Here is a 24,121-nt window from a genome sequence, read left to right on the forward strand (position 1 = left end):
ACGCATTTCACCGCTACACAGGAAATTCCACCACCCTCTACCATACTCTAGCTTGCCAGTTTTGGATGCAGTTCCCAGGTTGAGCCCGGGGATTTCACATTCAACTTAACAAACCACCTACGCGCGCTTTACGCCCAGTAATTCCGATTAACGCTTGCACCCTCTGTATTACCGCGGCTGCTGGCACAGAGTTAGCCGGTGCTTATTCTGTCGGTAACGTCAAAGCACTAACGTATTAGGTTAATGCCCTTCCTCCCAACTTAAAGTGCTTTACAATCCGAAGACCTTCTTCACACACGCGGCATGGCTGGATCAGGCTTTCGCCCATTGTCCAATATTCCCCACTGCTGCCTCCCGTAGGAGTCTGGACCGTGTCTCAGTTCCAGTGTGACTGATCATCCTCTCAGACCAGTTACGGATCGTAGCCTTGGTGAGCCATTACCTCACCAACTAGCTAATCCGACCTAGGCTCATCTGATAGCGCAAGGCCCGAAGGTCCCCTGCTTTCTCCCGTAGGACGTATGCGGTATTAGCGTCCGTTTCCGAACGTTATCCCCCACTATCAGGCAGATTCCTAGGTATTACTCACCCGTCCGCCGCTCTCAAGAGGTGCAAGCACCTCTCTACCGCTCGACTTGCATGTGTTAGGCCTGCCGCCAGCGTTCAATCTGAGCCATGATCAAACTCTTCAGTTCAAACATCTTTGGGTTTTGAGAAAACCCTAAACTTGGCTCAGCAATCGTTGGTTACATCTTTGATTTCTCGCGGAGTAACTTGTGATGCTGATAATCTTTTTGACTATCAGTCTGACTCCACAAGCACCCACACGAATTGCTTGATTCAGTTGTTAAAGAGCGGTTGGTTAAGCTTTCGCTCAACCGAGGCGCGCATTCTACAGCAGCCTCTGTTGCTGTCAAGCGGTTATTTAAGAAGTTTTCAAAGTTTCGCTTGGAAATCTTTAACAACTTCAACCACTTTCGCTTTCGATCTCTCGTTAGCGGGAGGCGAATTCTACAGCGTTACACGCTGCTGTCAACACCTCATTTCCTGCTTCGATGACTTGAAGCTGGCACTGCCGAAAACCAATCCAACTCATTGATACTCAAGGAGTTTTCCGTTTCGACTGCGCCGGAAGTGGGGCGAATTATAGGCCGTTGGAAATCTGAGTCAAGGGCTAATTCAGACTTAAGTGACAATTTGTGGTTTCTTCTTATATAGACGTGGAATTCGACGCATCACAGCCGGTGTCCGTATCACCAGAAGGAAGCTGCCTACAACGGCATAGATCGACCACTCTTTGAGATCAGCTCGCACAATCCACAACATATGCAGCAACCCCAACCCCAAAACTACGTACACCAATCGATGGAGCTTCTTCCAACTCCCCCCCATACGCCTTTGACTGTAGCGATTGGATGTCACCGCCAGCGCCAGCAAGCACAGGAACCCCAAGCTACCAACAATAATGTAAGGCCGCTTACGTAGCTCTACCCCCAATTGCGACCAGTCGAGCCCGAGCACAAAGAATAAATAGGCACACAAATGCAGTACCACGTAAGCAAAGCACCACAAACCGATTTGGCGCCGGACAGCAATCCACCCTGGCCATCCCGTCAGTTTTTGCATGGGCGTCATACATAACGTCACCAACAACAAAATCAGTGTTCCGAGACCAAGACGGTCGACCAGCACCTTTCCCGGGTCCGGCCCCAAGGCAAAACTCCACGCCTCATAGAGCCAATACAAAGGCCAGATCGCCGCCGCTATAAATACGCCACAACGCCAAAGAGGAAATCGCATCAGTAGTTCTTCCGTAAATCCAGATTGGTATATAAAGAAGCGACTTCATCTGCATAGCCATTAAACATCTGCGTATCCCGCACGTTCGGGCTGAACAAACTGCTCGGCAGACGCCGCTCCCGGGCCTGCGTCCAGCGAGGATGATCGACCTGCGGGTTCACGTTTGCGTAGAAACCATACTCATCCGCAGCAATGCTCTGCCATGTGGTTTTCGGCTGCATCTCAACCAGGCTGATTCGCACAATCGACTTCACACTCTTGAAACCATACTTCCACGGCACCACCAAACGCAGCGGAGCACCGTTTTGATTAGGTAATTCGCGGCCATACATCCCCACCGCCAATATCGCCAATGGATTCATCGCCTCGTCCAGGCGCAAACCTTCTACATAAGGCCAGTCAATCAAAGCAAACCCCGAACGCTGGCCCGGCATCACCTTTGGGTCCTGTAAGGTTTCAAAACGTATGTATTTAGCTTTCGAAGTCGGCTCAACCTGCTTGAGCAATTCAGACAATGGAAAACCCATCCAGGGGATCACCATCGACCAGGCTTCAACACAGCGCAAACGGTAGATTCGCTCCTCCAACTGATAAGGCTTCATGAAATCCTCAAGCGCGTAGCGCCCGGGCTTACCCACCTCCCCGTCCACAACCACTGTCCACGGCTCGGTCTTCAAAGCGCCCGCGTTTTGCGCAGGGTCACCTTTGTCAGTGCCAAACTCATAAAAGTTGTTGTAGTGCGTAGCATCCTTGAAGGGCGTGATCGCCTCACCCTTGACCGTGATCGCTTGCCATTTGGTTTGCGGCAGCTTTTCAGCAAACCAGCCTGGCGCCTTGCCCGGCTCAACCTCTGCATAGCGCGAAGCCTCATCAGCATTCGCCCAGCGCGGAAGAGCGCCTACCGCTAATCCTGCAAGCGAGCTACCCAGCAATGCACGACGGGATAAATAGAAGGATTCAGGGGTGACGTCCGACTCTTTGCAGTCGGACGCTTTTGGCAGCTTGATGAGCATGGCAACTCCGCAGTATTGGAGGACTGATGCCCCAATAGACTACGGAGTATGGGAGAAATTACATCACTGGCCGGCTTTGTTACGCCGCAGGTGCAATAAATACTGAATCGGCCCCGATGCGGCATACGCCAGGAAGGCCAGCAGCAGAATGCGCGGCGGATCACTGAAAACCACTGCGAACACCAGCACCACCGCCAGGATCGCCACAAATGGCACGCGCCCCTTCAAGTCCAGCTCTTTAAAGCTGTTGTACTTGATGTTGCTGACCATCAGCATGCCCGCCGCAGCCACCAGCAAGGCCACCAAAAACGACATTTTCGAGCCCTGGATTCCGTAATCACTGAACGCCCAGACAATACCCGCGACAACACCGGCGGCAGCCGGGCTGGCCAAACCGATAAAGTAACGCTTGTCGGCAGTTCCGACCTGCGTATTGAAACGAGCTAAACGCAAAGCAGCGCCTGCGACATAAATGAAGGCAACCATCCAGCCAACCTTACCCATGTCCCCCAATGCCCAACCAAACGCCAGCAACGCGGGCGCCACACCAAAGGCGACCATGTCCGACAAGGAATCGTATTCAGCGCCAAAAGCGCTTTCGGTATGGGTCATACGAGCAACACGACCATCGAGGCCGTCCAGCACCATGGCCACAAAAATCGCAATGGCCGCAAACGCAAAATACTTGCTTGCACCCGCCGCATCACCCGCACTCATGGCGCTTTGAGCACTCATGGAGCTGATGATCGAATAAAAACCGGCGAACAGGTTCGCAGTCGTGAAAAGGTTCGGCAGCAGATAGATACCACGATGCCGGACTTTGCGACCTTCAGCGTCATGCCCTTCTTCGACATGCTCATCGATAGGTAGCAGGCTATCGGCGTCAGGAGCCTGTTTTGGCTCTTCGGGACGTTCGCTCATGGACATTACCTTGCAACGATATGGAAAGTTTCAATAGAGGCTTGCAGACCAACACTCACCCGCAAACGATCCTGCTTTATACCAGAAGCCGCCGCTTAAACGAAAAAACGCGGCCTAGGCCGCGTTTTCTCTGCATCGTACTGACTTAGTTTTTGGCTTTGTCGACGATCTTGTTCGCGCCGATCCAAGGCATCATCGAGCGCAGTTGCTCACCGATGACTTCGATGCCGTGAGCAGCGTTGTTACGACGCTTGGCGGTCATCGATGGGTAGCCGGTAGCACCTTCGCTGATGAACATCTTCGCGTATTCACCATCTTGAATGCGCTTCAGAGCGTTGCGCATTGCTTGACGGGATTCTGCGTTGATCACTTCTGGGCCGGTTACGTACTCGCCGTATTCAGCGTTGTTGGAGATCGAGTAGTTCATGTTGGCGATACCGCCTTCGTACATGAGGTCAACGATCAACTTCAACTCGTGCAAGCACTCGAAGTAAGCCATTTCTGGCGCGTAGCCCGCTTCAACCAGGGTTTCGAAACCGGCTTTAACCAGCTCAACAGTACCGCCGCACAGAACGGCTTGTTCGCCGAACAGGTCAGTTTCGGTTTCGTCTTTGAACGTGGTTTCGATGATGCCGGTACGACCGCCACCCACGCCAGCTGCATACGACAGGGCTACGTTTTTAGCGTTGCCCGAAGCGTCCTGATAGATCGCGATCAGATCAGGGATGCCGCCGCCTTTTACGAATTCGGAACGTACAGTGTGACCCGGCGCTTTTGGCGCGATCATGATGACGTCGAGGTCAGCACGCGGAACAACCTGGTTGTAGTGAATCGCGAAGCCGTGGGAGAAGGCCAGAGTTGCGCCCTTCTTGATGTTCGGCTCGACTTCGTTCTTGTACAGGGCCGATTGGAACTCGTCCGGGGTCAGAATCATAACCAGGTCAGCAGCGGCAACAGCGCTGGCTACGTCAGTAACTTTCAGACCATGAGCTTCAGCTTTGGCGACAGTAGCCGAACCTTTACGCAGACCGACAGTAACGTCCACGCCGGAATCTTTCAGGTTGCACGCCTGAGCGTGACCCTGGGAGCCGTAACCGATGATGGCTACTTTTTTGCCCTGGATGATCGAAAGGTCGCAGTCTTTGTCGTAATAAACTTTCATGATTTTCCTTTATGTATCCAGGCCATTCAGGCCATTAGCACTTGTTAGGTTTTAGATGCTGAGTACTTTGTCGCCACGGGCAATACCCGTCACGCCACTACGAACTGTTTCCAGGATCGAAGCGGTACCAATCGACTGGATGAAACTGTCGAGCTTGTCGCTGGTGCCCGTCAACTGCACGGTATACACGCTGGCGCTGACATCAACGATCTGCCCACGAAAAATATCCGTAGTGCGCTTGATCTCTGCGCGCTGAGCACCCGTAGCCTTGACCTTAACCAGCATCAGCTCGCGCTCGATGTGAGCACTCTCCGACAAATCCACCAGCTTGACCACTTCGATCAGCTTGTTCAGGTTTTTGGTGATCTGCTCAATCACCTCATCATGCCCCACGGTCGTCAACGTCAGACGCGACAGAGTCGGGTCTTCAGTGGGCGCTACCGTCAGGCTTTCGATGTTGTAGTTACGTTGCGAGAACAGCCCGACAACGCGAGACAGAGCACCGGGTTCGTTTTCAAGAAGCAAAGAAATAATGTGCCGCATGATTAAGTACGCTCCGTCTTGCTCAGCCACATGTCGCGCATGGAGCCATCTTTGATCTGCATCGGATAAACGTGCTCACTGGTATCAACCTGAATATCCAGGAACACCAGGCGATCTTTCATGGCGAAGGCTTCTTCCATCTTAGGCTTCAGGTCTTTGAGATCGGTGACCCGAATACCCACATGCCCATAAGCCTCGGCCAGCTTGACGAAGTCAGGCAGCGACTCCATATAAGAGTGCGAGTGACGGCTGCCGTAGTTCATGTCCTGCCACTGGCGCACCATGCCGAGAACACCGTTGTTCAGGCTGATGATTTTTACCGGCAAGCCATACTGCAGGCACGTCGACAACTCTTGAATGTTCATCTGAATGCTGCCCTCGCCCGTCACACAAGCGACGTCAGCATCAGGGAAGCTCAGTTTTACACCCATCGCAGCCGGAAAACCGAAGCCCATCGTGCCCAGACCGCCCGAGTTGATCCAGCGATTAGGCTTGTTGAAACGGTAATACTGAGCAGCAAACATCTGGTGCTGGCCCACATCGGACGTCACAAAAGCATCGCCCTTGGTGACTTCGCAAAGCATCTCGATCACAGCTTGTGGCTTGATCTTGCTGCCGTCGCCCTTGTCGTAAGGGAACAGGCCGCGGTCACCGCGCCACTCATCGATCTGCTTCCACCAGTTAGCAACCGCTTCAGGGTTTGGCTTCTCGCCAATGTCCTTGAGGATCGCAACCATTTCGGTCATCACGCTATCGACCGGACCGACAATCGGCACGTCTGCCTTAATGGTCTTGGAGATGGATGCCGGGTCGATGTCGACATGAATGATCTTGGCGTTCGGGCAGAACTTGGAAGCACCGTTGATGACTCGGTCATCAAAACGCGCGCCCACCGCCAGGATGACGTCAGCGTTGTGCATGGTCATGTTGGCGGTAAAGCTGCCGTGCATGCCGAGCATCCCAATGAACTGACGGTCTGTGCCCGGGTACGCACCCAAGCCCATCAGTGTATTGGTAACGGGAACGTTGAGCATTTTCGCCAGCTCGGTTAACGGCGCAGCACCGCCACCCAAGATAACGCCACCACCTGCGTACAGAACCGGACGTTTGGCCGCCAGCAGCATTTCTACCGCTTTGCGGATTTGTCCCGAGTGACCACGAACAGCCGGGCTGTAAGAGCGCAGCTTGGCTTTTTTCGGGAAAACATATTCGAACTTTTCAGCCGGATTGGTCATGTCTTTCGGAATGTCGACCACCACCGGACCAGGACGGCCGGATTGCGCGAGGTAGAACGCCTTTTTCATGACTTCCGGGATTTCCGACGCATGCTTGATCATGAAGCTGTGCTTCACGATAGGCCGCGAAATACCGATCATGTCGGTTTCCTGGAAAGCATCAGTCCCGACCATAGTGCTAGGCACCTGACCAGAAATGATCACCATCGGAATGGAGTCCATGTAGGCAGTCGCAATACCGGTGATGGCGTTGGTAGCACCCGGCCCGGAAGTGACCAGTACCACACCGGCTTTACCGGTAGCACGGGCGTAGCCGTCAGCCATATGGGTCGCAGCTTGTTCGTGACGAACCAGGATGTGGGTAACGTCCGGTTCTTTGAACAGTGCATCGTAGACATGCAGGAGAGCACCACCAGGGTACCCGTAGATATATTTGACACCTTCGTCACGCAAAAAGCGGACGAGCATCTCACCGCCAGATAAAAGCTCCACGTTGTTCACCTCTAAAACGCCAGAATACCGTTCACAAAAATACGAACGGGTCTTAATAGGTTTACTTCTCAGCAGAGCATGAGCGACGGTGGTCGCCGACTACGTCAGCACTGACTGAGCAAGTATTGGGAGCTCCCCAAATGTTGCGGGGTTTTCCCACCCAGCGCGAGGTAACGCGTTGCGGGTGTAACAGGTCGGCGCGGGTATGCGCCTCATGATCTGCTGAGAGGGTCTGCTTCTGGCAGTCCCTGTACAGCGGACTTTGGATTCTTCTGTTTCAGCCTCTCCAAGTCAAGCAATAATTGCGCTTTTTTCCAACTAAGCGCATGAGAACATAGAAGAAACCTACTTGAGGAGGGATAAAACTCGCATAAATGGCGCAAAGCGGTAGAAATATGCGCAAGACTGCCGAAAAAACCGGCAGCCAGGCAATTAACGAGCGTCGACGATCAATTGGTCGAACTTTTTCAGCGCAGTCCGCAACCCAAGGCTCTCTAGTGGCCGATCGGCATATACCATCTCGGCCATCTCAAGAATCCCCGACGCATTGGGCAGAGGAAGATCCTGCTCAAGGATCTGCTTCATCCTTGTCAGAAAGATCCATTGCAACCACTGATGGAAGTCCAGCGTGTCGACAGAAAATGGCTCAACACTGCTCAGCGCTTCAGCACTGGGAGACACCTCGTCCCACCAGCCCTGCACGCGCAACTCACGTTCAATCAGCAATAATTGTTCGGCAATCGCCCCAAATCGGAAATCCATCAGAGACTGACCTTGGCTTTTTGACGTGCCAGTGCAGCGCCCGCCGCATCCCCTTGTTTGTCACGTGCCTGGGCGATCAACCCCCACAAGCTCGCCTGCAAATCCGGACGGCCACTGGCAAAGGTCAAACCACGACGAGCAAACTGCTCAGCCTGGGCTGCATCGCCTTGGGCCATACGCACTTGCGCCAGGCGGTAAAGCACTTGAGGTTCACGAGGCGCCACGCGCTGCGCCCGCTCAAGGCTCGACGAAGCACCGTTCAAGTCGCCACTCGCCTGTTGCTGCTGAGCCGTAGTCAACAACGCCAACACCGGCCCATCTAACTGCTCATCAGCGGCCAGGCCACTGCTGCTGCTGGACGGAATGCCGCTCGGCGTAATAGGTGCCGGCGCACTGTACGTCGTTGACGGCGTGTAGCTGCCAGTACTGATCGGCGCAACCGCTGCCGGGCCTGGGGTAATCGGCCCTGGCGTGAACGGCTCACTGCTGATCGGCGTCGAAACGGCCGCGCCGCCACCCGGAATCATCACCACCACACCCGAATCCTGAGGAATCGCCTGAGCCTGCGTGGCACGCGGCGCAGCAGCCTGTGGATAACTATTTGTCGTGCGCTGCGACGAAACGCGTTCGCTGTTCGACACCGGAACACCGGAATCGACCACAGGGATCGACCCCTGTGGCACGCTGGCGCAACCATTGAGCAAAGCCAGGGCTGAAACAGCCGGAATCCACCACTTATTCACGTCAAACCCTCTTTGCTTAATTCAACCAGCCCTTGACCCAATCCATCACGGCTTCGCCTGTCGCTGGCGCCTGCGCGCTGCAACCGGCCCCCGCAGGCGGCTCACTGCCGCGAATATACGGCATCTGCACCGCACCCGGGCAGTCGGCGGCAGAGCCTTGCCCGGTATGCGGGTCAATCCAGGCCTGAACAATGTTGTCCGGCTGCGGCATATCAAGCGGCAATGGATCAGCCTTGCTCATAAAGCTGGTCCACACCTGCAAAGCACCGCTCGCGCCAGTAAAGGGCGTTTTGCCGTTGTCATCACGGCCCAGCCACACCACCGCCAGCAAGTCCTGACTGAAACCTGCGAACCAGCTGTCACGCGAATCGTTACTGGTACCGGTTTTACCCGCTAACGTGAGATTTTTCGGCAACACGTTATAGACCGAACGCCCCGTACCTTCGCGCATCACGTGCTGCATCGCGGTCTGAATCAGGTAAATAGAAGCCGGGTCGAAGCGCTGCTGGATCTGAAACGGATAACGTTTCAGCGGCTGACCTTCAGCCGTCAACACACTGCGAATGCCGCGCATTGGCGTATTAAAGCCACCGTTGGCCAATGTCTGATACATCGTCGCCACTTCCATCGGGCTCAGAGCCCCGGCGCCCAGCAGCATCGATGGGAACGCTGGAAACTCGCGTTCAACACCAAGCCGCGCAAGCGTCTTGAGCACATTAGGCACACCGACTTGCTGCCCCAACCGAACGGTACCGAGGTTGTAGGAGTTCATCATCGACTGATACAGGAAAATCGTGCCGTGCGAGCGCCGGTCATAGTTCTGAGGCGTCCAGACCTGGCCATCGGCTCCTTTGATCGATATCGGTTCATCCGACAACCAACTCGTCAGCGTGAACTGGCTCGGCCGCTCAAGCGCCGTCAGATAGACCGCCGGCTTGATCAACGAACCAATTGGGCGAACCGCATCCAGTGCCCGGTTGAAACCCGCGTAGCCTGGCAAGCGGCTGCCGATCAACGCTTGAACTTCACCGGTTTCAGGGTTGGTCACCACCATCGCCGCTTCGACTTCATCCGAGCCTTTGCGCCCGGCCAGACGCTTAAACGTATCGCCAACCGCCGCCTCAGATTTCATCTGCAGAATCGGATCGAAACTGGTGAAGATCCGCAGCCCTTCTTCGGTCAAGTCTTCGTCGCGATAATCCTCACGCAGTTGACGTTTGACAAGGTCCAGGAAGCCCGGGAACGAGCTGTCCGCCAGACTGCCTCGCTTAGTCACACCCAGCGGCATCTTCTTGGCAGCGGCAACCTGCTCGGCAGTCGCAACACCCTGCTGTTCCAGCAAATCGAGCACCAGGTTACGGCGCTCTAGCGCCCGTTCAGGGTAACGACGCGGGTTGTAAGCAGAAGGCCCCTTGACCATTCCCACCAGCAACGCCACTTGGTGCAGCTTGAGTTCAGACAACGGCTGACTGAAGAAGAACTGACTGGCCAAGCCAAAACCGTGCACGGCACGCTGGCCGTCCTGGCCGACAAACACCTCATTGAGGTAAGCCTCAAGGATCTCGCGCTTGTCGTAGTGCATCTCCAACAGCAACGCCATCATCGCTTCGGTCAGTTTGCGGGTCAGGCTGCGCTCGTTGGTCAGGTAGAAGTTCTTAACCAACTGTTGCGTCAACGTACTGCCGCCCTGGCGCATTTGCCCGGACGATGTGTTGACCCACATGGCCCGAATGATCGACTTGGGCGACACACCAAAGTGATGATAAAAATCGCGGTCTTCTACCGCTACCAGCGTATCGAGCAGGTACGGCGGTGCTTGATCGATATTGATCAGAATGCGGTCTTCAAGGTTCTTCGGATAAATACCGCCAATCAACAGCGGCTCAAGCCGTACAACGGGCAACTTGGCGCCGTTGGTCGCGGAAAGTTCTGATACATAGTCGCCAGAAAAGCGCACACGCACTGGCTGCGCCTGCTCAGCGCCTTCATAAAACTGGAAGCCTCGCGTGTTGAGGTCAACCGTGTTGCCATTTACCGAAGCCGCGCCGGGGCCATTGACCACACTTTCGCGGCGATAGCCCAGCGCATCGAGCTCCGTCAGGAAGTCGTTCTTACTCAGCTTTTGGCCGACGAACAGCTCCAGCGGTCGCGCATAAACCTTGGCAGGGATGCTCCAGCGCTTACCGGAGAACTTCTCCTGAACGATGGCATCGAGGTAAACAGCAAAACCTGCCAGCACAACCAGGCCGACGAGGCTGAGCTTCAGGGCCCAGCCCAGCCAGGGCCGAAGGCCGCCAGAAGGACGTTTGGAGCGAGTGCGGGGGGATCGAGTTCGAGTCATGGCGCGAGATTATACGCACTTTGCTCATGTTCATCATGCGCGTCCGGCGGTTTGCACGACCGCTGTCAACAGCCATAATGGCGCATCGAATTTTCCCGCCTTAGAAGGACCGCCTGTGAGCCAGAACCTGATTGCCGCGTTACAAAACTCGAAGTTATACCCGCACGAAGCAAACGGGTTTCAGGTTATCGAGACCCACATTTCCTGGGTCATCCTCACCGGGCCCTATGCCTACAAACTCAAAAAACCGGTTAACTTCGGCTTTCTTGACTTCACCAAACTCAACGACCGCGAATTCTTTTGCAACGAAGAACTGCGCCTCAACCAACGCCTGACCGAAGGTCTGTACCTCGACGTATTGCCAATCACCGGCACCGTTGAAGCGCCCCAACTGGGCGGTGATGGCCCAGTCATCGAATACGCGCTGAAAATGCGCCAATTCCCACAAAGCCAACTGCTGAGCACACTGCAAGCCAATGGCGAACTGACTGCCGCGCACATCGACGAGATGGCCCAGCAAATCGCCCATTTCCATGCGCATGCCCCGCATGTTGCGCTGGATCACCATCAAGGCACGCCCGAAGCCGTCATGGAGCCGGTGCGTCAGAACTTCGACCAGATTCGCCCTTTCCTTTCGGACAAGGCCGACTTGCAGCAACTCGACGCACTCCAGGCCTGGGCTGAAGCCAGCTTCACCCGCCTCAAACCGCTTCTGGAGCAGCGCAAGGCAGCAGGCTTTATCCGCGAATGCCACGGTGATATTCACTTGGGCAACGCAACCATGCTCGACGGCAAGGTGGTGATTTTCGACTGTATCGAATTCAACGAGCCTTTCCGCTTTACGGACGTGTACGCCGACGCAGCGTTCCTGGCCATGGACCTTGAAGACCGTGGCCTTAAATCCCTGGCACGACGTTTTGTCAGCCAGTACCTGGAACTGACTGGCGACTACCAAGGCCTTGAGCTGCTGAACTTCTATAAAGCCTACCGCGCTCTGGTTCGCGCCAAAGTCAGCCTGTTCAGCATGCCAGCCGAGGCCAGCGCCGTTCAGCGCGCCGCCACACTGCGCCAATACCGCAACTACGCCAACCTGGCGGAAAGCTACAGCACGATTCCTTCACGCTTCCTGACCATTACCCATGGCGTTTCGGCTGTCGGTAAAAGCTCCGTTGCCATGCGTCTGGTTGAATCTCTGGGGGCCATTCGTTTGCGCTCCGACGTTGTCCGCAAACAATTGTTCGGCGAACAAAACACGGACAACGCCGTCGGCCAAGGCATTTACAGCGCCGACGCCAGCGCTGCTACCTACAACAAACTGCATGAACTGGCTGGCATCGTTCTGCGTGCAGGTTTCCCCGTGGTCATTGACGCGACCTATCTCAATCGCGAGCAACGCGATGCCGCAGCCAAAGTGGCAGAGGCCACTGGCGTACCGTGTCTGATCCTCGATTGCACCGCGCCAGACGCCGTGATCGAAGGCTGGCTGGCTCATCGCAAAAGCATTGGCAACGACCCATCGGACGCAACCATTGAAGTCGTGAAAGCACAACAAGCTAGCCGCGAAGCGCTAGGCGCGGATGAAATCCTGCGCAGCAAGCGCGTTGAAACCAACAACAGCAAAAGCCTCGATACGCTGATTAGCGATATCCGCCAACGCCTACCTGGTCTATAAGTGCGGGTACGCGCCGCGAAACTGCAAGGGTTTCGCGGCGCACCAATAGTGGCACTATAATACTAGCGCGCACATCCATCAGGAGACGCCCCATGAGCCGCCCAGCCTTGCTTGAATCGGCGCTCTACTCGTTACTGCATAAAGACGATATCAACGGGTTTAACCAACAGCGCCCACCCGGACGCATCGATATGCGCGGCGGAGACTTTCGCGGGCTGGACTTGCGAACGTTAAATGCCGATGAGGTGGACTTTACCGATGGCTACTTTCGCTCGGCAGATCTGCGCGGCGTGGACTTGCGTCATACGTGTCTCGAAGGTGCCAGCCTCGCCCATGCGCAAATTTCAGGCGCGTATTTCCCGGTCGAGCTGACGGCTGATGAAATTCTGATGTCAGTCAATTTCGGCACGCGTTTGCGCTACCGCCCCAAATAAAGCAAATACGACACCCGTTCCAACACACGCGCGGCGTTGGGCTGGGACTCTATGCGCGTGGCAGATGCTCTAGCCTCGGCATCTCAACGATTTACTCAGATTGGCCTAGCGCAAACTTCTTCCTACCTACCCCCTGCTTGTTCCAAAACCGACTAACGCACGGCGATTTTCCTATCAGCCGCTACACTCAGAGAAATTCGTTTTATCTCGTACACGCTGAGCTCACGCCGTCGCAAGGAGGGCTGATGCACGATGAACTCCAGCATCTGAAAAACCTTGGAAAAACCTCAGCACAATGGCTGCACGCGGTCGGCATTCACAGTGCCTCGGACTTAAGGCGCCTTGGCGCGGTTGATGCCTACCGAGCCGTCAAGGCTCGAGGCTTTCGAGCATCGAAAGTGCTGCTGTATGCCATTGAAGGAGCCCTGCTGGACGTTCACTGGAACGACATTCCGACGGAGCGAAAAGCGTTTCTGAACAAGCAGGTGGAGAGTTTGTCGACGCTGAAAAAAAGCTAGCCGGCACCGTTTATCGGGGCCGCAGAAAAAGCTCAAAAACAGGTGTTGACTTGAAAATGAGAATTGTTATTATTACGCCATCTGGTCGCGAGACCAGTCGATCTTCTGGAAGGCCCTTGGTTCGGACTCTCAGAAAATCTCCTCATCAGGCTAATCACGGTTATTTGACCCGGCTCTTGCCGGGTCTTTTTTTGCCCATAAAAAGCTATCTGTAAAGCGTAAAGCCAGTCAGTTAACGCATACCTCCTGTGGGAGTGGGCTTGCCCGCGCTGCTATCGACGCGGCTTAACAGGAAAACCGCATCGCCTGCTTCGCTGGCAAGCCAGACTCCCACAGGGTTCTCGCTGCATTTAAAACAGCATTCGCTTAACTGACTGGCACGCCCAATCAGCGCGCAATAATCACCGGATGCCCTAACTCCGGGTGCGGCTGAACCAACACATCCAGACCAAACACCGCTTTCAGCAAGTGCGGCTGCAACACCTGTTGCGGGCAATCCAGCGCGCGTGGGCAGCCGTCTTCGAGCAGCAGCACGCGATCGCAATAACGCGCCGCCAGGTTCAAGTCATGCAGGATGATCAAGACCGCTGCACCGCGATCCGCGAATGCACGAATGGCTTTCAACGTTGTGTGCTGATGCAAAGGGTCAAGCATCGAGGTTGGCTCATCGAGCAAAAGAATTTGCCCATTTTGCCCCGGCCATAATTGCGCCAGCACCCGCGCCAAATGAACCCGCTGTCGCTCTCCACCCGACAAGGCCAGGTAGCTGCGACCTGTTAGATGTTCGACATCGGCCGCCTGCAAGGCCGCGCAGATAATCTCGGCGTCACGCACGCTCCCGGTCTGATGCGGCAAGCGGCCCATGCCAACCACTTCTTCAACACGAAACGCGAAGTCCAAAGTCGAGGTTTGCGGCAACACAGCAAGTCGTTGCGCCCGCTCGCCGCCCTTCCATTGACTCAACGCCTGATCATCCAGCCAGACCTGCCCTTCGGTCGGTGCCAACTCCCCGCACAACGCCGCCAATAGCGTGCTTTTACCCGCACCGTTGGGGCCCAGCACGCCCAATACTTCGCCCGGACGAACATCGAGGCTGACATCGGCCAGTACCACTTTTGAACCGCGGCGAATCTGCAAATTTTCTGTGCGTAGCATCAGTGGCGGCCTCGCAACAGCAAGTAAAGGAAAAACGGCGCGCCCAAAAACGCAGTCACAATACCAATCGGCAGCTCTGCCGGCGCCAAGGCCAGACGCGCAATCAGATCGGCAAACAGCAGCAAAGCCGCGCCAGCCAATACAGACGCTGGCAACAACACCCGATGATCAGGGCCCGCCAGCAATCGCACCAAATGCGGCACAACCAACCCGACAAAACCAATCATGCCGGCCGCTGCCACCGCCGCACCGACGCCCAACGCGGTGCAAAACACTAACTCACGCTTCAGACCTTCGACATTGACGCCCAGATGATTGGCTTCAGACTCACCCAGTAACAACGCATTCAGCGCACTGGCGCGGCGTGGCAGCCACAAGGCAACGCCCACAGTGACAATCAGCAGAGGCCACAGACGGGAATAACTGGCGCCGTTCAGGCTGCCCAGATTCCAGAACGTCAGTGTGCGCAACGTGGCGTCATCGGCCAGGTAAGTAAACAACCCGACGGCCGAGCTGGCCAAGGCCGTCAACGCGATACCCGCCAGCAACATCACCGCAACATTGGTCTGGCCGTTACGTCGCCCAAGCCGGTACACCAGCGCGGTCACACCCAACCCACCGAGAAACGCACAGATCGACAGCAGATACGGCCCCATGACGTCTGGCAGCCCGCCAAATGCCGCACCGCCCACAATCGCAATCGCCGCCCCTAACGCGGCGCCACTGGACACACCCACCAAGCCCGGGTCGGCCAGAGGGTTACGAAACAGCCCTTGCATCGCCACGCCTGACAGCGCCAGCACACCGCCGACTGCCAGCCCGAGGAGTGTCCGGGGCAAACGAATCTGCCCCAGAATCAACTCGGCCTGCTCCAACCCTTGCCCCTGAATCGGCACGCCGATCAAACGCAGTGCAGCCCGCAACGTGTCAAATAACGGCAGGCTCACCGGCCCCAGCGCCAGCGATAACCAGATTGCCAGCAGACACAGTGCACTCAGCCCAATAAATAAAGGGCGCGGTTTTACCAGCGTCCTCATGGGTTGGCCGAAGCCGCTGGGTAAAATTCAGCAGTCAATTGCTTCAAACTGGCCGGCAAACGAGGGCCCAGGCCACCCACCAGAAGCGTTGGGTCCAACTCATAAATACGTGCGTTTTTGGCGGCGCGGGTCGAGGCCAGAATCGGGGTCTCCTTCATCAGCGCTTGACGTGCCGCATTCCCTGTCAGGCTGCGGTCTGCAAACACCAGCACTTCAGGGTTCAAACCTGCCAACGCTTCGGTGGAAAAAGGTTTGTAGCCGGTGTGAGTCGCCAGATTGTGCCCGCCCGCCTGAGTCAGCAACCAATCCGCTGCGGTGTCTTTGCCCGCGATCAACGGCTTGCCTCCCGCATGCCCGAGCAATAGCAACACACCGGGTGACGCGTGATTCGCCTGCGCCTGTTTGACCTGCTGCTGGTGCTCGTCCAGCTGTTGTTGGTAAACCTTGAACACCTGCGCCGCCTGCGCCTCATCGCCCAGCAGACGCCCCAGATGCGCGAGCGTGCCCTGCAGGGTTGCCAGGTCGGCCTCTGCCGAGAACATTTCGACCGGGACACCCGCACCGCGAATCTGCGCCAGAACAGGTGGCGGGCCCACTTCTTCGGTGCCGATCAATACATCCGGCTTCAAGCTTAAAATCCCTTCCGCCGAGAGCTGACGCTGATAGCCAATGCTGGGCAGGGATTTAAGTGATTCAGGATGTTGGCTGGTGGTATCGACCCCAACCAATTTAGACTCTGCGCCTAATGCGCTGACCCACTCCGAAAGCGCGCCCCCAGCGCTGACCCAACGTTGTGGCAACTCGCCAGCCAAGCTGGCATGACTGATCATAAGGCCTGCACAAAGCATTATCAGGCGGGTACTCAAGCGCATACAGGGCGTTCCTTGATAAGAGGGCTCACGGGACAACGGTTTACCGCGCAGTCAAAACAGCACATCGCAGAGCAAGCGGCCATTTGATAATTGTTTGCATTTGCACGTCAACCTCTTAACCCGTACCCATACGCGCTATCTACCCAAAAATCAGGGTAGGTTAAGGATTGCAATGAAGTTTTTATGCCTCTCAGAAGCGCTGACCGAAGGCGCCAGCCTGGGGTTCGAACATGACGGCATACGCGTGTTCGCGGTTCGCCGAGACGCAAAGGTCTATGTCTACAAAAACCGCTGCCCGCATCGCGGTGTGCCGCTGGAGTGGCAACCCGATCAGTTCCTCGACCCCAGCGCCAGCCTGATTCAATGCGCGACCCACGCCGCGCTGTTTCTGATTGAAAGCGGGGAATGCGTTGCCGGCCCTTGTGCCGGGAAATTTCTGACAGCCCTTGAGTGCCGCGAAGACAATCAAGGGATCTGGATGACACCAGAAGAATCAGAGGATGACGTCTAACCGGCGATCAACCACCACTGCATCAGCAGTAAGACTTACACCATACGCCAGCACCTGAACCCCGGCAGCGACTGCCTCGCGCAAGGCTGCGGCGTAACCGGGATCGATTTCTTGTGCCGGGCGCACGGCGTCGATGCCCGTGAGATTGACGCAGTACAACTGCACGGCCCGCACACCTTCGCGGGCCAGACTGGCCAGCTCACGCAAGTGCTTGGCACCACGCAGAGTGACCGCATCCGGAAAAGCTGCGACCCGCGTGTCGTCAAACCCCAGCGTGACGCTTTTAACCTCGACAAAGGCAAAACCGTCCGGGTACTCCAGGCGAAAATCAATCCGGCTGTTTTCCTGTCCGTAGGCCACTTCACGCTTGAGCGCAGAAAAGCCGTTCAACTCCGTGATGACGCCTGCCAACAGCGCTTCCTCGATCAAACGGTTGGCGCGTCCGGTGTTCACGCACGCCAGCCGCCCTTGCGGGGTTTCGCTGATTTCCCACGTGCCCGGCAACTTGCGCTTGGGGTCATTGGAGCGACTGAACCAGACCTGCCCGCCCTCCACCATGCAATTGAGCATCGAGCCCGTATTCGGACAGTGGATGGTCAGCAACTCGCCCGTGGCTGTTTCAATGTCCGCCAAAAAACGCTTGTAGCGCTTGAGCAGACGGCCCTCTTCTAACGCGGGTGAGAACTGCATCAGTTTTTCCAGCTCCGCAGGCCACGAGCGATCCGCTCAACGGCTTCCTGCAAGCGCGGCAGGCTTTGAGTGTAGGCAAAGCGCACATGGTGCCCGGCCTGAAAACGACCAAAATCCAGCCCCGGCGTGAACGCTACGTGCTCCGTTTCAAGGAAGTGCCGGCAAAATGCGAATGCATCATCACTAAACGCGCTGATATCGGCGTACAGATAAAACGCACCTTCGGGCTCAACCGCAATCCCGAACCCAAGCTCACGCAAGGCTGGCAACAGAAAATCGCGACGACGCCCAAACTCGGCACGGCGCTCTTCCAGAATGGCCAGTGTTTGCGGCTCAAAACAGGCCAGCGCGGCGTACTGCGCCATGCTCGGGGCGCTGATGTAGAGGTTCTGCGCGAGCTTTTCCAGATCGGCCACTGCCTCAGGCGGTGCCACCAGCCAGCCCAGGCGCCAGCCAGTCATACCGAAATATTTGGAGAAACTGTTGAGCACAAACGCACTGTCATCAACCTCCAGCACGCTGGCCGCCTCGCAGCCATACGTCAGGCCGTGATAGATCTCGTCCACCACCAAATGCCCCTTGCGCGCCTTGATGGCCGCCGACAACGAGGCCAGCTCATCGCGGCTTAAAATCGTGCCCGTCGGATTGGCAGGCGAAGCCAGCAACGCCCCTACGCTGTCTTGATCCCAGTATCGTTCCACCAAATCGGCGGTCAGTTGGTACCGAACGTCAGGACCGACCGGCACCAGTTGCGCGGCACCTTCGACCAAGCGCAGGAAGTGTCGGTTACAGGGATAGCCCGGATCTGCAAGTAACCAGTGTTTGCCGGGATCGACCAGTAGGCTACTGGCTAAGAGCAAAGCACCAGAGCCTCCGGGGGTGATCAGAATGCGTGAAGGGTCAATATTCAGGCCGTAACGTTGCTGATAAAACCCAGAAATAGCTTCTCGCAACTCGGGCAGGCCACGCGCGGCGGTGTAACGCGTCTTGCCAGCAGCCAACGCCGCCTGGCCAGCCGCAATAATCGGCTCAGCCGTGGTGAAGTCCGGCTCACCGATCTCCAGGTGAATCACATCGTGCCCCGCCGCTTGCAGTTCGTTGGCGCGCGCCAACAACGCCATCACGTGGAACGGTTCGATCGCGCGACTGCGCGCACTGTAAGACTGAGCCATGAGCCTGCCTTCCTGGGTAAGCAAAAGCCCGATTCTACCCAAGCACTGTCACAAGGGAGAGCGAATTAGAGTCTTAGACTGCCCGTGACTAGAACCAAACGGCGCAAGCGTCAGTCATAGCTCGACTAAAATTATTAATTAGCCACTAATCTCAAGCATCACAGGCTCTGTACACAGCAACTGACTATGGGCTAGACAACCGGGAGTAGCGCGGCCCGATTTGATCTGGTAAGTTCGCCCGCTTGCAGCCGCAGGGCCGGCAGGTGTCGGTGATGTTGCAATCCTGCGCAATGGATTAGAAGAATGAGAGGCGGTCCATTTCATGCCCACACAAGCAAAGCAACAGAATAGTCAACTTAGCGGCTTCGAACCCTACGTTGAACAGAAGGGTGAAGAGTACATGGGCGAGCCCATGCGCAAGCACTTCACCAAGATTCTGCAAAAGTGGAAACAGGACTTGATGCAGGAAGTCGACCGCACCGTTGATCACATGAAAGACGAAGCGGCCAACTTTCCGGATCCAGCTGACCGCGCAAGCCAGGAAGAAGAATTCAGCCTGGAACTGCGTGCCCGCGATCGCGAGCGCAAGCTGATCAAGAAAATTGACAAGACCCTGCAACTGATCGAAGACGAAGAATACGGTTGGTGCGAGTCTTGCGGCGTCGAAATCGGTATCCGCCGGCTCGAAGCACGTCCCACTGCGGACATGTGCGTAGACTGCAAAACCTTGGCTGAAATCAAGGAAAAACAAGTCGGCAAGTAATCGTCGGCTTGACCAAATGGGGCGTGCGAACGCCCCATTTTTGTTTTTGGAATGTGGTCTCCCAGCTCTGTAGCCGCTGCCGCAGGCTGCGATAAGGACCGAAAGGCCTTCAAAATATCAGGGCTGCTGCGCACCCATCGCAGCCTATGGCAGCGGTTACAGGATCTATGCCATGACGGCCTCTCCAAATCCTTCATACGTCGGGCGTTTCGCCCCAACGCCCAGTGGCCATCTGCACTTTGGCTCGCTGGTTGCCGCCCTCGCCTCTTACCTTGATGCCCGTTCCGTCGGTGGCCGCTGGCTGTTGCGTATGGAAGATCTCGATCCTCCGCGCGAAATGGCCGGCGCCCAGGCCGCGATTCTGGTTGCGCTGCAAGGCTATGGTTTTGAGTGGGACGGCGAACTGATTCGTCAAAGCGAGCGCCACGACGCCTACGCGCATGTACTGGACCGGCTCTTCAGCCAAGGCTTGGCCTACGCCTGCACCTGCTCTCGCAAACAACTCGAAGGCTATAACGGGATTTATCCGGGGCTGTGCCGCAATGCGGGTCACTCAATGGAAAACGCCGCCATACGTTTGCGTGTCCCCGAGCTGGAATATGCGTTTGAAGACCGCGTTCAAGGCGCATTTCGCCAGCATTTGGGCCGAGACGTGGGCGACTTTGTGATTCGTCGCCGCGACGGGCTGTATGCCTATCAATTAGCCGTGGTGCTCGACGATGCCTGGCAAGGCGTGACCGATATTGTCCGTGGCGCCGACCTGCTTGACTCCACGCCGCGCCAGCTCTACCTGCAAGAGCTACTCGGCTTGTCGCAACCTCGCTATCTGCACGTACCGTTGATCGTACAGCCGGACGGCCACAAGCTCGGAAAATCGTACCGTTCGCCGCCGCTGACACCCGAACAGGCTACTCCCTCGCTGCTTCGCGCCTTGCGCACACTGGGCCAGGCACCCGACGAACACCTGAATGGCGCCAGCCCGCGTGAAATCCTCGATTGGGGCATCGCACACTGGAATGCCGAACTCATACCGCGCACGCTCACCCTGGCCGAAGCGCAATTACGCTGACACCCCTTGCAGGTTGCCAGCCATCCGTTACCATCGCCGCACGTTTTTAGGGCATGCGGCCAGCAAAAGTGAGGGCAGGATGTATATCTATCGTTTGGTCCTGTTGCTGGTTGTCGGGATTTACCTGTTTTCCCCCGCCATCATGGATTGGTGGATTGACGCGACGGGGGCCTGGTACAGGCCGTATCTGCTTTGGCTGATTCTGATCGTTGTGACCTTTATTCTTCAGAGCCAAAAAGATGCCGATGAGCTTTAGCCTGACCCAGATGGTGCTGGTCAGCGCCGCCTACTTGCTGGTGCTGTTTGGCGTGGCGTGGATCAGTGAACGCGGCATGATCCCGCGCGCCATCATTCGTCACCCGCTGACCTACACCTTGTCACTGGGCGTGTATGCCAGCGCTTGGGCTTTCTACGGCACCGTGGGCCTGGCTTATGAATACGGCTACGGCTTTTTGTCCAGCTACCTCGGGGTTTCCGGGGCGTTTCTGTTGGCTCCCGTGCTGCTCTACCCCATTTTAAAAATCACCCGCACCTACCAGCTCTCATCGCTGGCCGACCTGTTTGCTTTCCGATTTCGCAGTTCTTGGGCGGGGGCACTGACCACCATTTTCATGCTGATCGGCGTGTTACCGCTGCTGGCCCTGCAAATTCAGGCCGTGGCGGACTCCATCAGCATCCTGACCCGCGAGCCGGTGCAGCACCGCGTGGCCCTGAGCTTCTGCGCGATGATCACCCTGTTCACGATTTTCTTCGGGTCACGGCACATCGCCACCCGTGAAAAACACGAAGGGCTGGTGTTTGCGATTGCCTTTGAATCGGTGATCAAACTGGCGGCCATTGGCGGAGTGGGCCTCTACGCGCTGTACGGCGTATTTGATGGCCCGCAGCAACTGGAAGTGTGGTTGCTGCAAAACCAGACGGCTCTCGCGGCCCTGCACACACCGTTGCAAGAAGGGCCGTGGCGCACCTTGCTGCTGGTGTTTTTTGCCTCGGCCATTGTGATGCCGCACATGTATCACATGACCTTTACCGAGAACCTCAACCCTCGCGGGCTGGTCAGCGCCAGTTGGGGCTTGCCGCTGTTCTTGCTGTTGATGAGCCTCGCGGTGCCGCTCATCCTGTGGGCCGGGCTCAAACTGGGCGCCACCACCAATCCCGAATATTTCACCTTGGGTATCGGCATCGCCGCCAACAGCAAATCCCTGGCGTTACTGGCTTATGTGGGCGGGCTATCGGCCTCCAGCGGGTTGATTATCGTCACCACGCTGGCGCTGTCGGGCATGGCGTTGAACCACCTGGTGCTACCGCTTTACCAGCCGCCCGCAGAAGGCAATATCTACCGCTGGCTGAAGTGGACCCGCCGCGCGCTGATTGTGGCCATCATCATGGCTGGCTACGGATTCTACTTGCTGCTGGGCGCCGAACAGGATCTGGCCAACCTCGGCATCGTGGCCTTTGTCGCCACGTTGCAGTTCTTGCCGGGCGTGCTCTCGGTCCTGTACTGGCCAACCGCTAATCGACGCGGCTTTATTGCCGGTTTGCTGGCCGGGATTGTGGTGTGGATGGTCAGCATGCTGTTTCCGCTGATCGGCGACTTCCAGGGCTTCTACATCCCGTGGCTGGACATGATCTACGTGCTGGACGATACCAGCTGGCACATGGCAGCCATCGCCTCGCTCGCCGCCAACGTGCTGATGTTTACCCTGATCTCCTTGTTCACCAACGCCAGCCCCGAAGAAGCCAGTGCCGCCGAAGCCTGCGCTGTGGATAACGTTCGTCGCCCACAGCGGCGCGAATTGCATGCGGCCTCACCACAAGAATTCGCCACCCAACTGGCCAAGCCTCTGGGCGCCAAGGCGGCGCAAAAAGAAGTCGAGCAGGCCTTGCGCGACCTGTACTTGCCGTTCGACGAGCGCCGTCCTTATGCCTTGCGCCGTCTGCGTGACCGGATCGAAGCCAACCTGTCAGGCCTGATGGGCCCAAGCGTTGCCCAAGACATGGTCGAAACCTTCCTGCCTTATAAATCAGGCGGCGATAACTACGTTACCGAAGACATTCACTTCATCGAAAGCCGGCTTGAGGACTATCACTCGCGCCTGACCGGCCTGGCTGCCGAACTCGATGCCCTGCGCCGCTACCACCGCCAAACGTTGCAAGAGCTGCCAATGGGCGTGTGCTCGCTGGCCAAGGATCAAGAGATCCTGATGTGGAACAAGGCCATGGAAGAGCTGACCGGCATTGCTGCACAACGCGTCGTGGGCTCGCGCCTGAGCACCTTGGGCAACCCGTGGCGTGAACTGCTGCAAGGCTTTATCGACCTGCCCGACGAACACTTGCACAAACAGCACTTGGCCCTCGACGGCCAGACGCGCTGGTTAAACCTGCACAAGGCAGCCATTGATGAACCGTTGGCACCGGGCAACAGTGGCCTGGTGTTACTGGTCGAAGATTTGACTGAAACACAAATGCTCGAAGACAAACTGGTGCACTCCGAGCGTTTGGCCAGCATCGGTCGATTGGCAGCGGGTGTGGCTCATGAAATCGGCAACCCGGTAACCGGTATCGCCTGCCTGGCGCAAAACCTGCGCGAGGAGCGCGAAGACGACAGCGAGCTGACCGAAATCAGCAGCCAGATTCTTGAACAGACCAAACGCATATCGCGCATTGTGCAGTCGTTGATGAGCTTCGCCCACGCGGGCAGCCACCAACACAATGACGAGCCCGTTTGTCTGGCCGAAGTCGCTCAAGATGCCATTGGTCTGCTGGCCCTGAACCGGCGCAATTTTGAAGTTCAGTTCTACAACCTGTGCGATCCCGACCACTGGGTCGACGGCGACCCGCAACGCTTGGCTCAAGTGCTGATCAACTTACTGTCAAACGCCCGCGACGCTTCGCCTGCCGGCAGTGCCGTGCGCGTCAAGAGCGAGGCCAGCGAACACACGGTCGACCTGATCGTGGAAGACGAAGGCACCGGTATTCCAAAGAACATCATGGACCGATTGTTCGAACCTTTCTTCACCACCAAGGACCCTGGCGAAGGCACCGGTCTGGGCCTTGCACTGGTCTATTCCATCGTTGAAGAGCATTATGGACAAATCACCATCGACAGCCCGGCTGACATTCAAAGCCAACGCGGAACCCGTATCCGGGTGACACTACCGCGTCATGTCGAAGCGACGTCCGCTGTGAACTGAGACCGTCGAGAGAACCGAATCA

General features: G+C 56.7%; 22 protein-coding genes and 1 rRNA gene (1 of these 23 cut by a window edge). 8 read left to right on the top strand and 15 right to left on the bottom strand.

The window, feature by feature from the left end; genetic code table 11:
• The 10 genes from RHM56_RS18890 to mrcB form a co-directional block, all read right to left on the bottom strand.
• A 16S ribosomal RNA gene (locus RHM56_RS18890) occupies positions 1-695 on the bottom strand; it reaches 842 nt to the left of the window's first position.
• Positions 696-1,185: 490 nt separating this feature from the next.
• A complete protein-coding gene (gene msrQ, locus RHM56_RS18895) occupies positions 1,186-1,800 on the bottom strand; it encodes a protein-methionine-sulfoxide reductase heme-binding subunit MsrQ (RefSeq protein WP_322234920.1) in 615 nt (204 codons plus the stop codon).
• Positions 1,800-2,813, bottom strand: coding sequence for a protein-methionine-sulfoxide reductase catalytic subunit MsrP (gene msrP, locus RHM56_RS18900; protein WP_322234922.1), 1,014 nt, complete (start codon positions 2,811-2,813; stop codon positions 1,800-1,802). Before msrP ends, msrQ begins: the two co-directional genes overlap by 1 nt.
• 63 nt (positions 2,814-2,876) lie before the next feature.
• Positions 2,877-3,734 carry a CDP-diacylglycerol--serine O-phosphatidyltransferase gene (gene pssA / locus RHM56_RS18905; protein ID WP_322234924.1) on the bottom strand — a complete coding sequence of 286 codons (858 nt, stop codon included), beginning with the start codon at positions 3,732-3,734 and terminating at the stop codon, positions 2,877-2,879.
• 145 nt (positions 3,735-3,879) lie between these two features.
• Entirely contained in the window at positions 3,880-4,896 is a 1,017-nt protein-coding gene (gene ilvC, locus RHM56_RS18910; RefSeq protein ID WP_048383755.1) for a ketol-acid reductoisomerase, read from the bottom strand.
• A gap of 51 nt (positions 4,897-4,947) precedes the next feature.
• Positions 4,948-5,439, bottom strand: coding sequence for an acetolactate synthase small subunit (gene ilvN, locus RHM56_RS18915; protein WP_019410366.1), 492 nt, complete (start codon positions 5,437-5,439; stop codon positions 4,948-4,950).
• 2 nt (positions 5,440-5,441) lie between these two features.
• The gene (locus tag RHM56_RS18920; protein ID WP_322234927.1) at positions 5,442-7,166 is read right to left on the bottom strand and encodes an acetolactate synthase 3 large subunit; all 1,725 of its coding nucleotides are present in this window, start codon (positions 7,164-7,166) and stop codon (positions 5,442-5,444) included.
• Positions 7,167-7,598: 432 nt separating this feature from the next.
• Complete coding sequence (locus RHM56_RS18925; protein ID WP_322234929.1) at positions 7,599-7,928, bottom strand: YqcC family protein; 330 nt, start codon at positions 7,926-7,928, stop codon at positions 7,599-7,601.
• Positions 7,928-8,671, bottom strand: a complete 744-nt coding sequence (locus tag RHM56_RS18930) for a tetratricopeptide repeat protein (RefSeq protein WP_322234931.1) — start codon at positions 8,669-8,671, stop codon at positions 7,928-7,930. The genes RHM56_RS18925 and RHM56_RS18930 overlap by 1 nt, the downstream gene beginning before the upstream one ends.
• A gap of 16 nt (positions 8,672-8,687) precedes the next feature.
• Entirely contained in the window at positions 8,688-11,012 is a 2,325-nt protein-coding gene (gene mrcB, locus RHM56_RS18935; protein WP_322234933.1) for a penicillin-binding protein 1B, read from the bottom strand.
• A gap of 115 nt (positions 11,013-11,127) precedes the next feature.
• Between mrcB and RHM56_RS18940 the strand changes: the two genes are divergently transcribed.
• From RHM56_RS18940 to RHM56_RS18950, 3 genes are all read left to right on the top strand, one after another.
• Complete coding sequence (locus tag RHM56_RS18940) at positions 11,128-12,684, top strand: AAA family ATPase (protein ID WP_322234935.1); 1,557 nt, start codon at positions 11,128-11,130, stop codon at positions 12,682-12,684.
• A 92-nt stretch (positions 12,685-12,776) separates the two neighbouring features.
• On the top strand, positions 12,777-13,118 hold the full coding sequence (locus RHM56_RS18945; RefSeq protein ID WP_322234937.1) for a pentapeptide repeat-containing protein: 342 nt from the start codon (positions 12,777-12,779) through the stop codon (positions 13,116-13,118).
• A gap of 245 nt (positions 13,119-13,363) precedes the next feature.
• Positions 13,364-13,636 carry a TfoX/Sxy family protein gene (locus RHM56_RS18950; protein WP_322234939.1) on the top strand — a complete coding sequence of 91 codons (273 nt, stop codon included), beginning with the start codon at positions 13,364-13,366 and terminating at the stop codon, positions 13,634-13,636.
• Between the two features lie 387 nt (positions 13,637-14,023).
• Here the strand turns inward: RHM56_RS18950 and RHM56_RS18955 are convergent, their stop codons facing one another.
• The 3 genes from RHM56_RS18955 to RHM56_RS18965 are packed head-to-tail and all read right to left on the bottom strand — an operon-like array spanning position 14,024 to position 16,700.
• Positions 14,024-14,794 carry a heme ABC transporter ATP-binding protein gene (locus RHM56_RS18955; RefSeq protein ID WP_416194920.1) on the bottom strand — a complete coding sequence of 257 codons (771 nt, stop codon included), beginning with the start codon at positions 14,792-14,794 and terminating at the stop codon, positions 14,024-14,026.
• Entirely contained in the window at positions 14,791-15,774 is a 984-nt protein-coding gene (locus RHM56_RS18960; RefSeq protein ID WP_322241811.1) for an iron ABC transporter permease, read from the bottom strand. Before RHM56_RS18960 ends, RHM56_RS18955 begins: the two co-directional genes overlap by 4 nt.
• 50 nt (positions 15,775-15,824) lie before the next feature.
• Positions 15,825-16,700: a heme/hemin ABC transporter substrate-binding protein gene (locus RHM56_RS18965; RefSeq protein WP_322234943.1), complete on the bottom strand. Its 876-nt coding sequence runs from the start codon at positions 16,698-16,700 to the stop codon at positions 15,825-15,827.
• Positions 16,701-16,872: 172 nt separating this feature from the next.
• On the opposite strand from RHM56_RS18965, the gene RHM56_RS18970 reads away from it, so the two are divergent.
• Positions 16,873-17,211 (top strand): Rieske (2Fe-2S) protein, encoded by a 339-nt coding sequence (locus RHM56_RS18970; RefSeq protein WP_322234945.1) that lies wholly within the window; start codon positions 16,873-16,875, stop codon positions 17,209-17,211.
• On the opposite strand, the gene sfsA is transcribed toward RHM56_RS18970, so the two are convergent.
• A complete protein-coding gene (sfsA, locus tag RHM56_RS18975; RefSeq protein ID WP_322234947.1) occupies positions 17,194-17,901 on the bottom strand; it encodes a DNA/RNA nuclease SfsA in 708 nt (235 codons plus the stop codon). The two genes, RHM56_RS18970 and sfsA, sit on opposite strands and share 18 nt — an antisense overlap.
• A complete protein-coding gene (locus tag RHM56_RS18980; protein WP_322234949.1) occupies positions 17,901-19,073 on the bottom strand; it encodes a pyridoxal phosphate-dependent aminotransferase in 1,173 nt (390 codons plus the stop codon). Before RHM56_RS18980 ends, sfsA begins: the two co-directional genes overlap by 1 nt.
• Before the next feature lie 322 nt (positions 19,074-19,395).
• Between RHM56_RS18980 and dksA the strand changes: the two genes are divergently transcribed.
• From dksA to RHM56_RS19000, 4 genes are all read left to right on the top strand, one after another.
• Positions 19,396-19,836 carry an RNA polymerase-binding protein DksA gene (gene dksA, locus RHM56_RS18985; protein ID WP_019410380.1) on the top strand — a complete coding sequence of 147 codons (441 nt, stop codon included), beginning with the start codon at positions 19,396-19,398 and terminating at the stop codon, positions 19,834-19,836.
• Between the two features lie 172 nt (positions 19,837-20,008).
• Positions 20,009-20,905, top strand: coding sequence for a tRNA glutamyl-Q(34) synthetase GluQRS (gene gluQRS, locus RHM56_RS18990; protein ID WP_322234951.1), 897 nt, complete (start codon positions 20,009-20,011; stop codon positions 20,903-20,905).
• Positions 20,906-20,984: 79 nt separating this feature from the next.
• Complete coding sequence (locus RHM56_RS18995; protein ID WP_003176118.1) at positions 20,985-21,161, top strand: hypothetical protein; 177 nt, start codon at positions 20,985-20,987, stop codon at positions 21,159-21,161.
• Complete coding sequence (locus tag RHM56_RS19000) at positions 21,145-24,099, top strand: sensor histidine kinase (RefSeq protein ID WP_322234953.1); 2,955 nt, start codon at positions 21,145-21,147, stop codon at positions 24,097-24,099. Before RHM56_RS18995 ends, RHM56_RS19000 begins: the two co-directional genes overlap by 17 nt.
• Positions 24,100-24,121: the final 22 nt, after the last annotated feature.

Origin of the sequence: Pseudomonas sp. CCC3.1 (assembly GCF_034347405.1) — a bacterium.
GTDB lineage: Bacteria > Pseudomonadota > Gammaproteobacteria > Pseudomonadales > Pseudomonadaceae > Aquipseudomonas.

Coding starts and splice junctions, on each gene's coding strand:
- msrQ (WP_322234920.1), bottom strand. CDS start 1,800: ATGCGATTTCCTCTTTGGCGTTGTGGCGTATTTATAGCGGCGGCGATC.
- msrP (WP_322234922.1), bottom strand. CDS start 2,813: ATGCTCATCAAGCTGCCAAAAGCGTCCGACTGCAAAGAGTCGGACGTC.
- pssA (WP_322234924.1), bottom strand. CDS start 3,734: ATGAGCGAACGTCCCGAAGAGCCAAAACAGGCTCCTGACGCCGATAGC.
- ilvC (WP_048383755.1), bottom strand. CDS start 4,896: ATGAAAGTTTATTACGACAAAGACTGCGACCTTTCGATCATCCAGGGC.
- ilvN (WP_019410366.1), bottom strand. CDS start 5,439: ATGCGGCACATTATTTCTTTGCTTCTTGAAAACGAACCCGGTGCTCTG.
- RHM56_RS18925 (WP_322234929.1), bottom strand. CDS start 7,928: ATGGATTTCCGATTTGGGGCGATTGCCGAACAATTATTGCTGATTGAA.
- mrcB (WP_322234933.1), bottom strand. CDS start 11,012: ATGACTCGAACTCGATCCCCCCGCACTCGCTCCAAACGTCCTTCTGGC.
- RHM56_RS18945 (WP_322234937.1), top strand. CDS start 12,777: ATGAGCCGCCCAGCCTTGCTTGAATCGGCGCTCTACTCGTTACTGCAT.
- RHM56_RS18950 (WP_322234939.1), top strand. CDS start 13,364: ATGCACGATGAACTCCAGCATCTGAAAAACCTTGGAAAAACCTCAGCA.
- RHM56_RS18965 (WP_322234943.1), bottom strand. CDS start 16,700: ATGCGCTTGAGTACCCGCCTGATAATGCTTTGTGCAGGCCTTATGATC.
- RHM56_RS18970 (WP_322234945.1), top strand. CDS start 16,873: ATGAAGTTTTTATGCCTCTCAGAAGCGCTGACCGAAGGCGCCAGCCTG.
- sfsA (WP_322234947.1), bottom strand. CDS start 17,901: ATGCAGTTCTCACCCGCGTTAGAAGAGGGCCGTCTGCTCAAGCGCTAC.
- RHM56_RS18980 (WP_322234949.1), bottom strand. CDS start 19,073: ATGGCTCAGTCTTACAGTGCGCGCAGTCGCGCGATCGAACCGTTCCAC.
- dksA (WP_019410380.1), top strand. CDS start 19,396: ATGCCCACACAAGCAAAGCAACAGAATAGTCAACTTAGCGGCTTCGAA.
- gluQRS (WP_322234951.1), top strand. CDS start 20,009: ATGACGGCCTCTCCAAATCCTTCATACGTCGGGCGTTTCGCCCCAACG.
- RHM56_RS18995 (WP_003176118.1), top strand. CDS start 20,985: ATGTATATCTATCGTTTGGTCCTGTTGCTGGTTGTCGGGATTTACCTG.
- RHM56_RS19000 (WP_322234953.1), top strand. CDS start 21,145: ATGCCGATGAGCTTTAGCCTGACCCAGATGGTGCTGGTCAGCGCCGCC.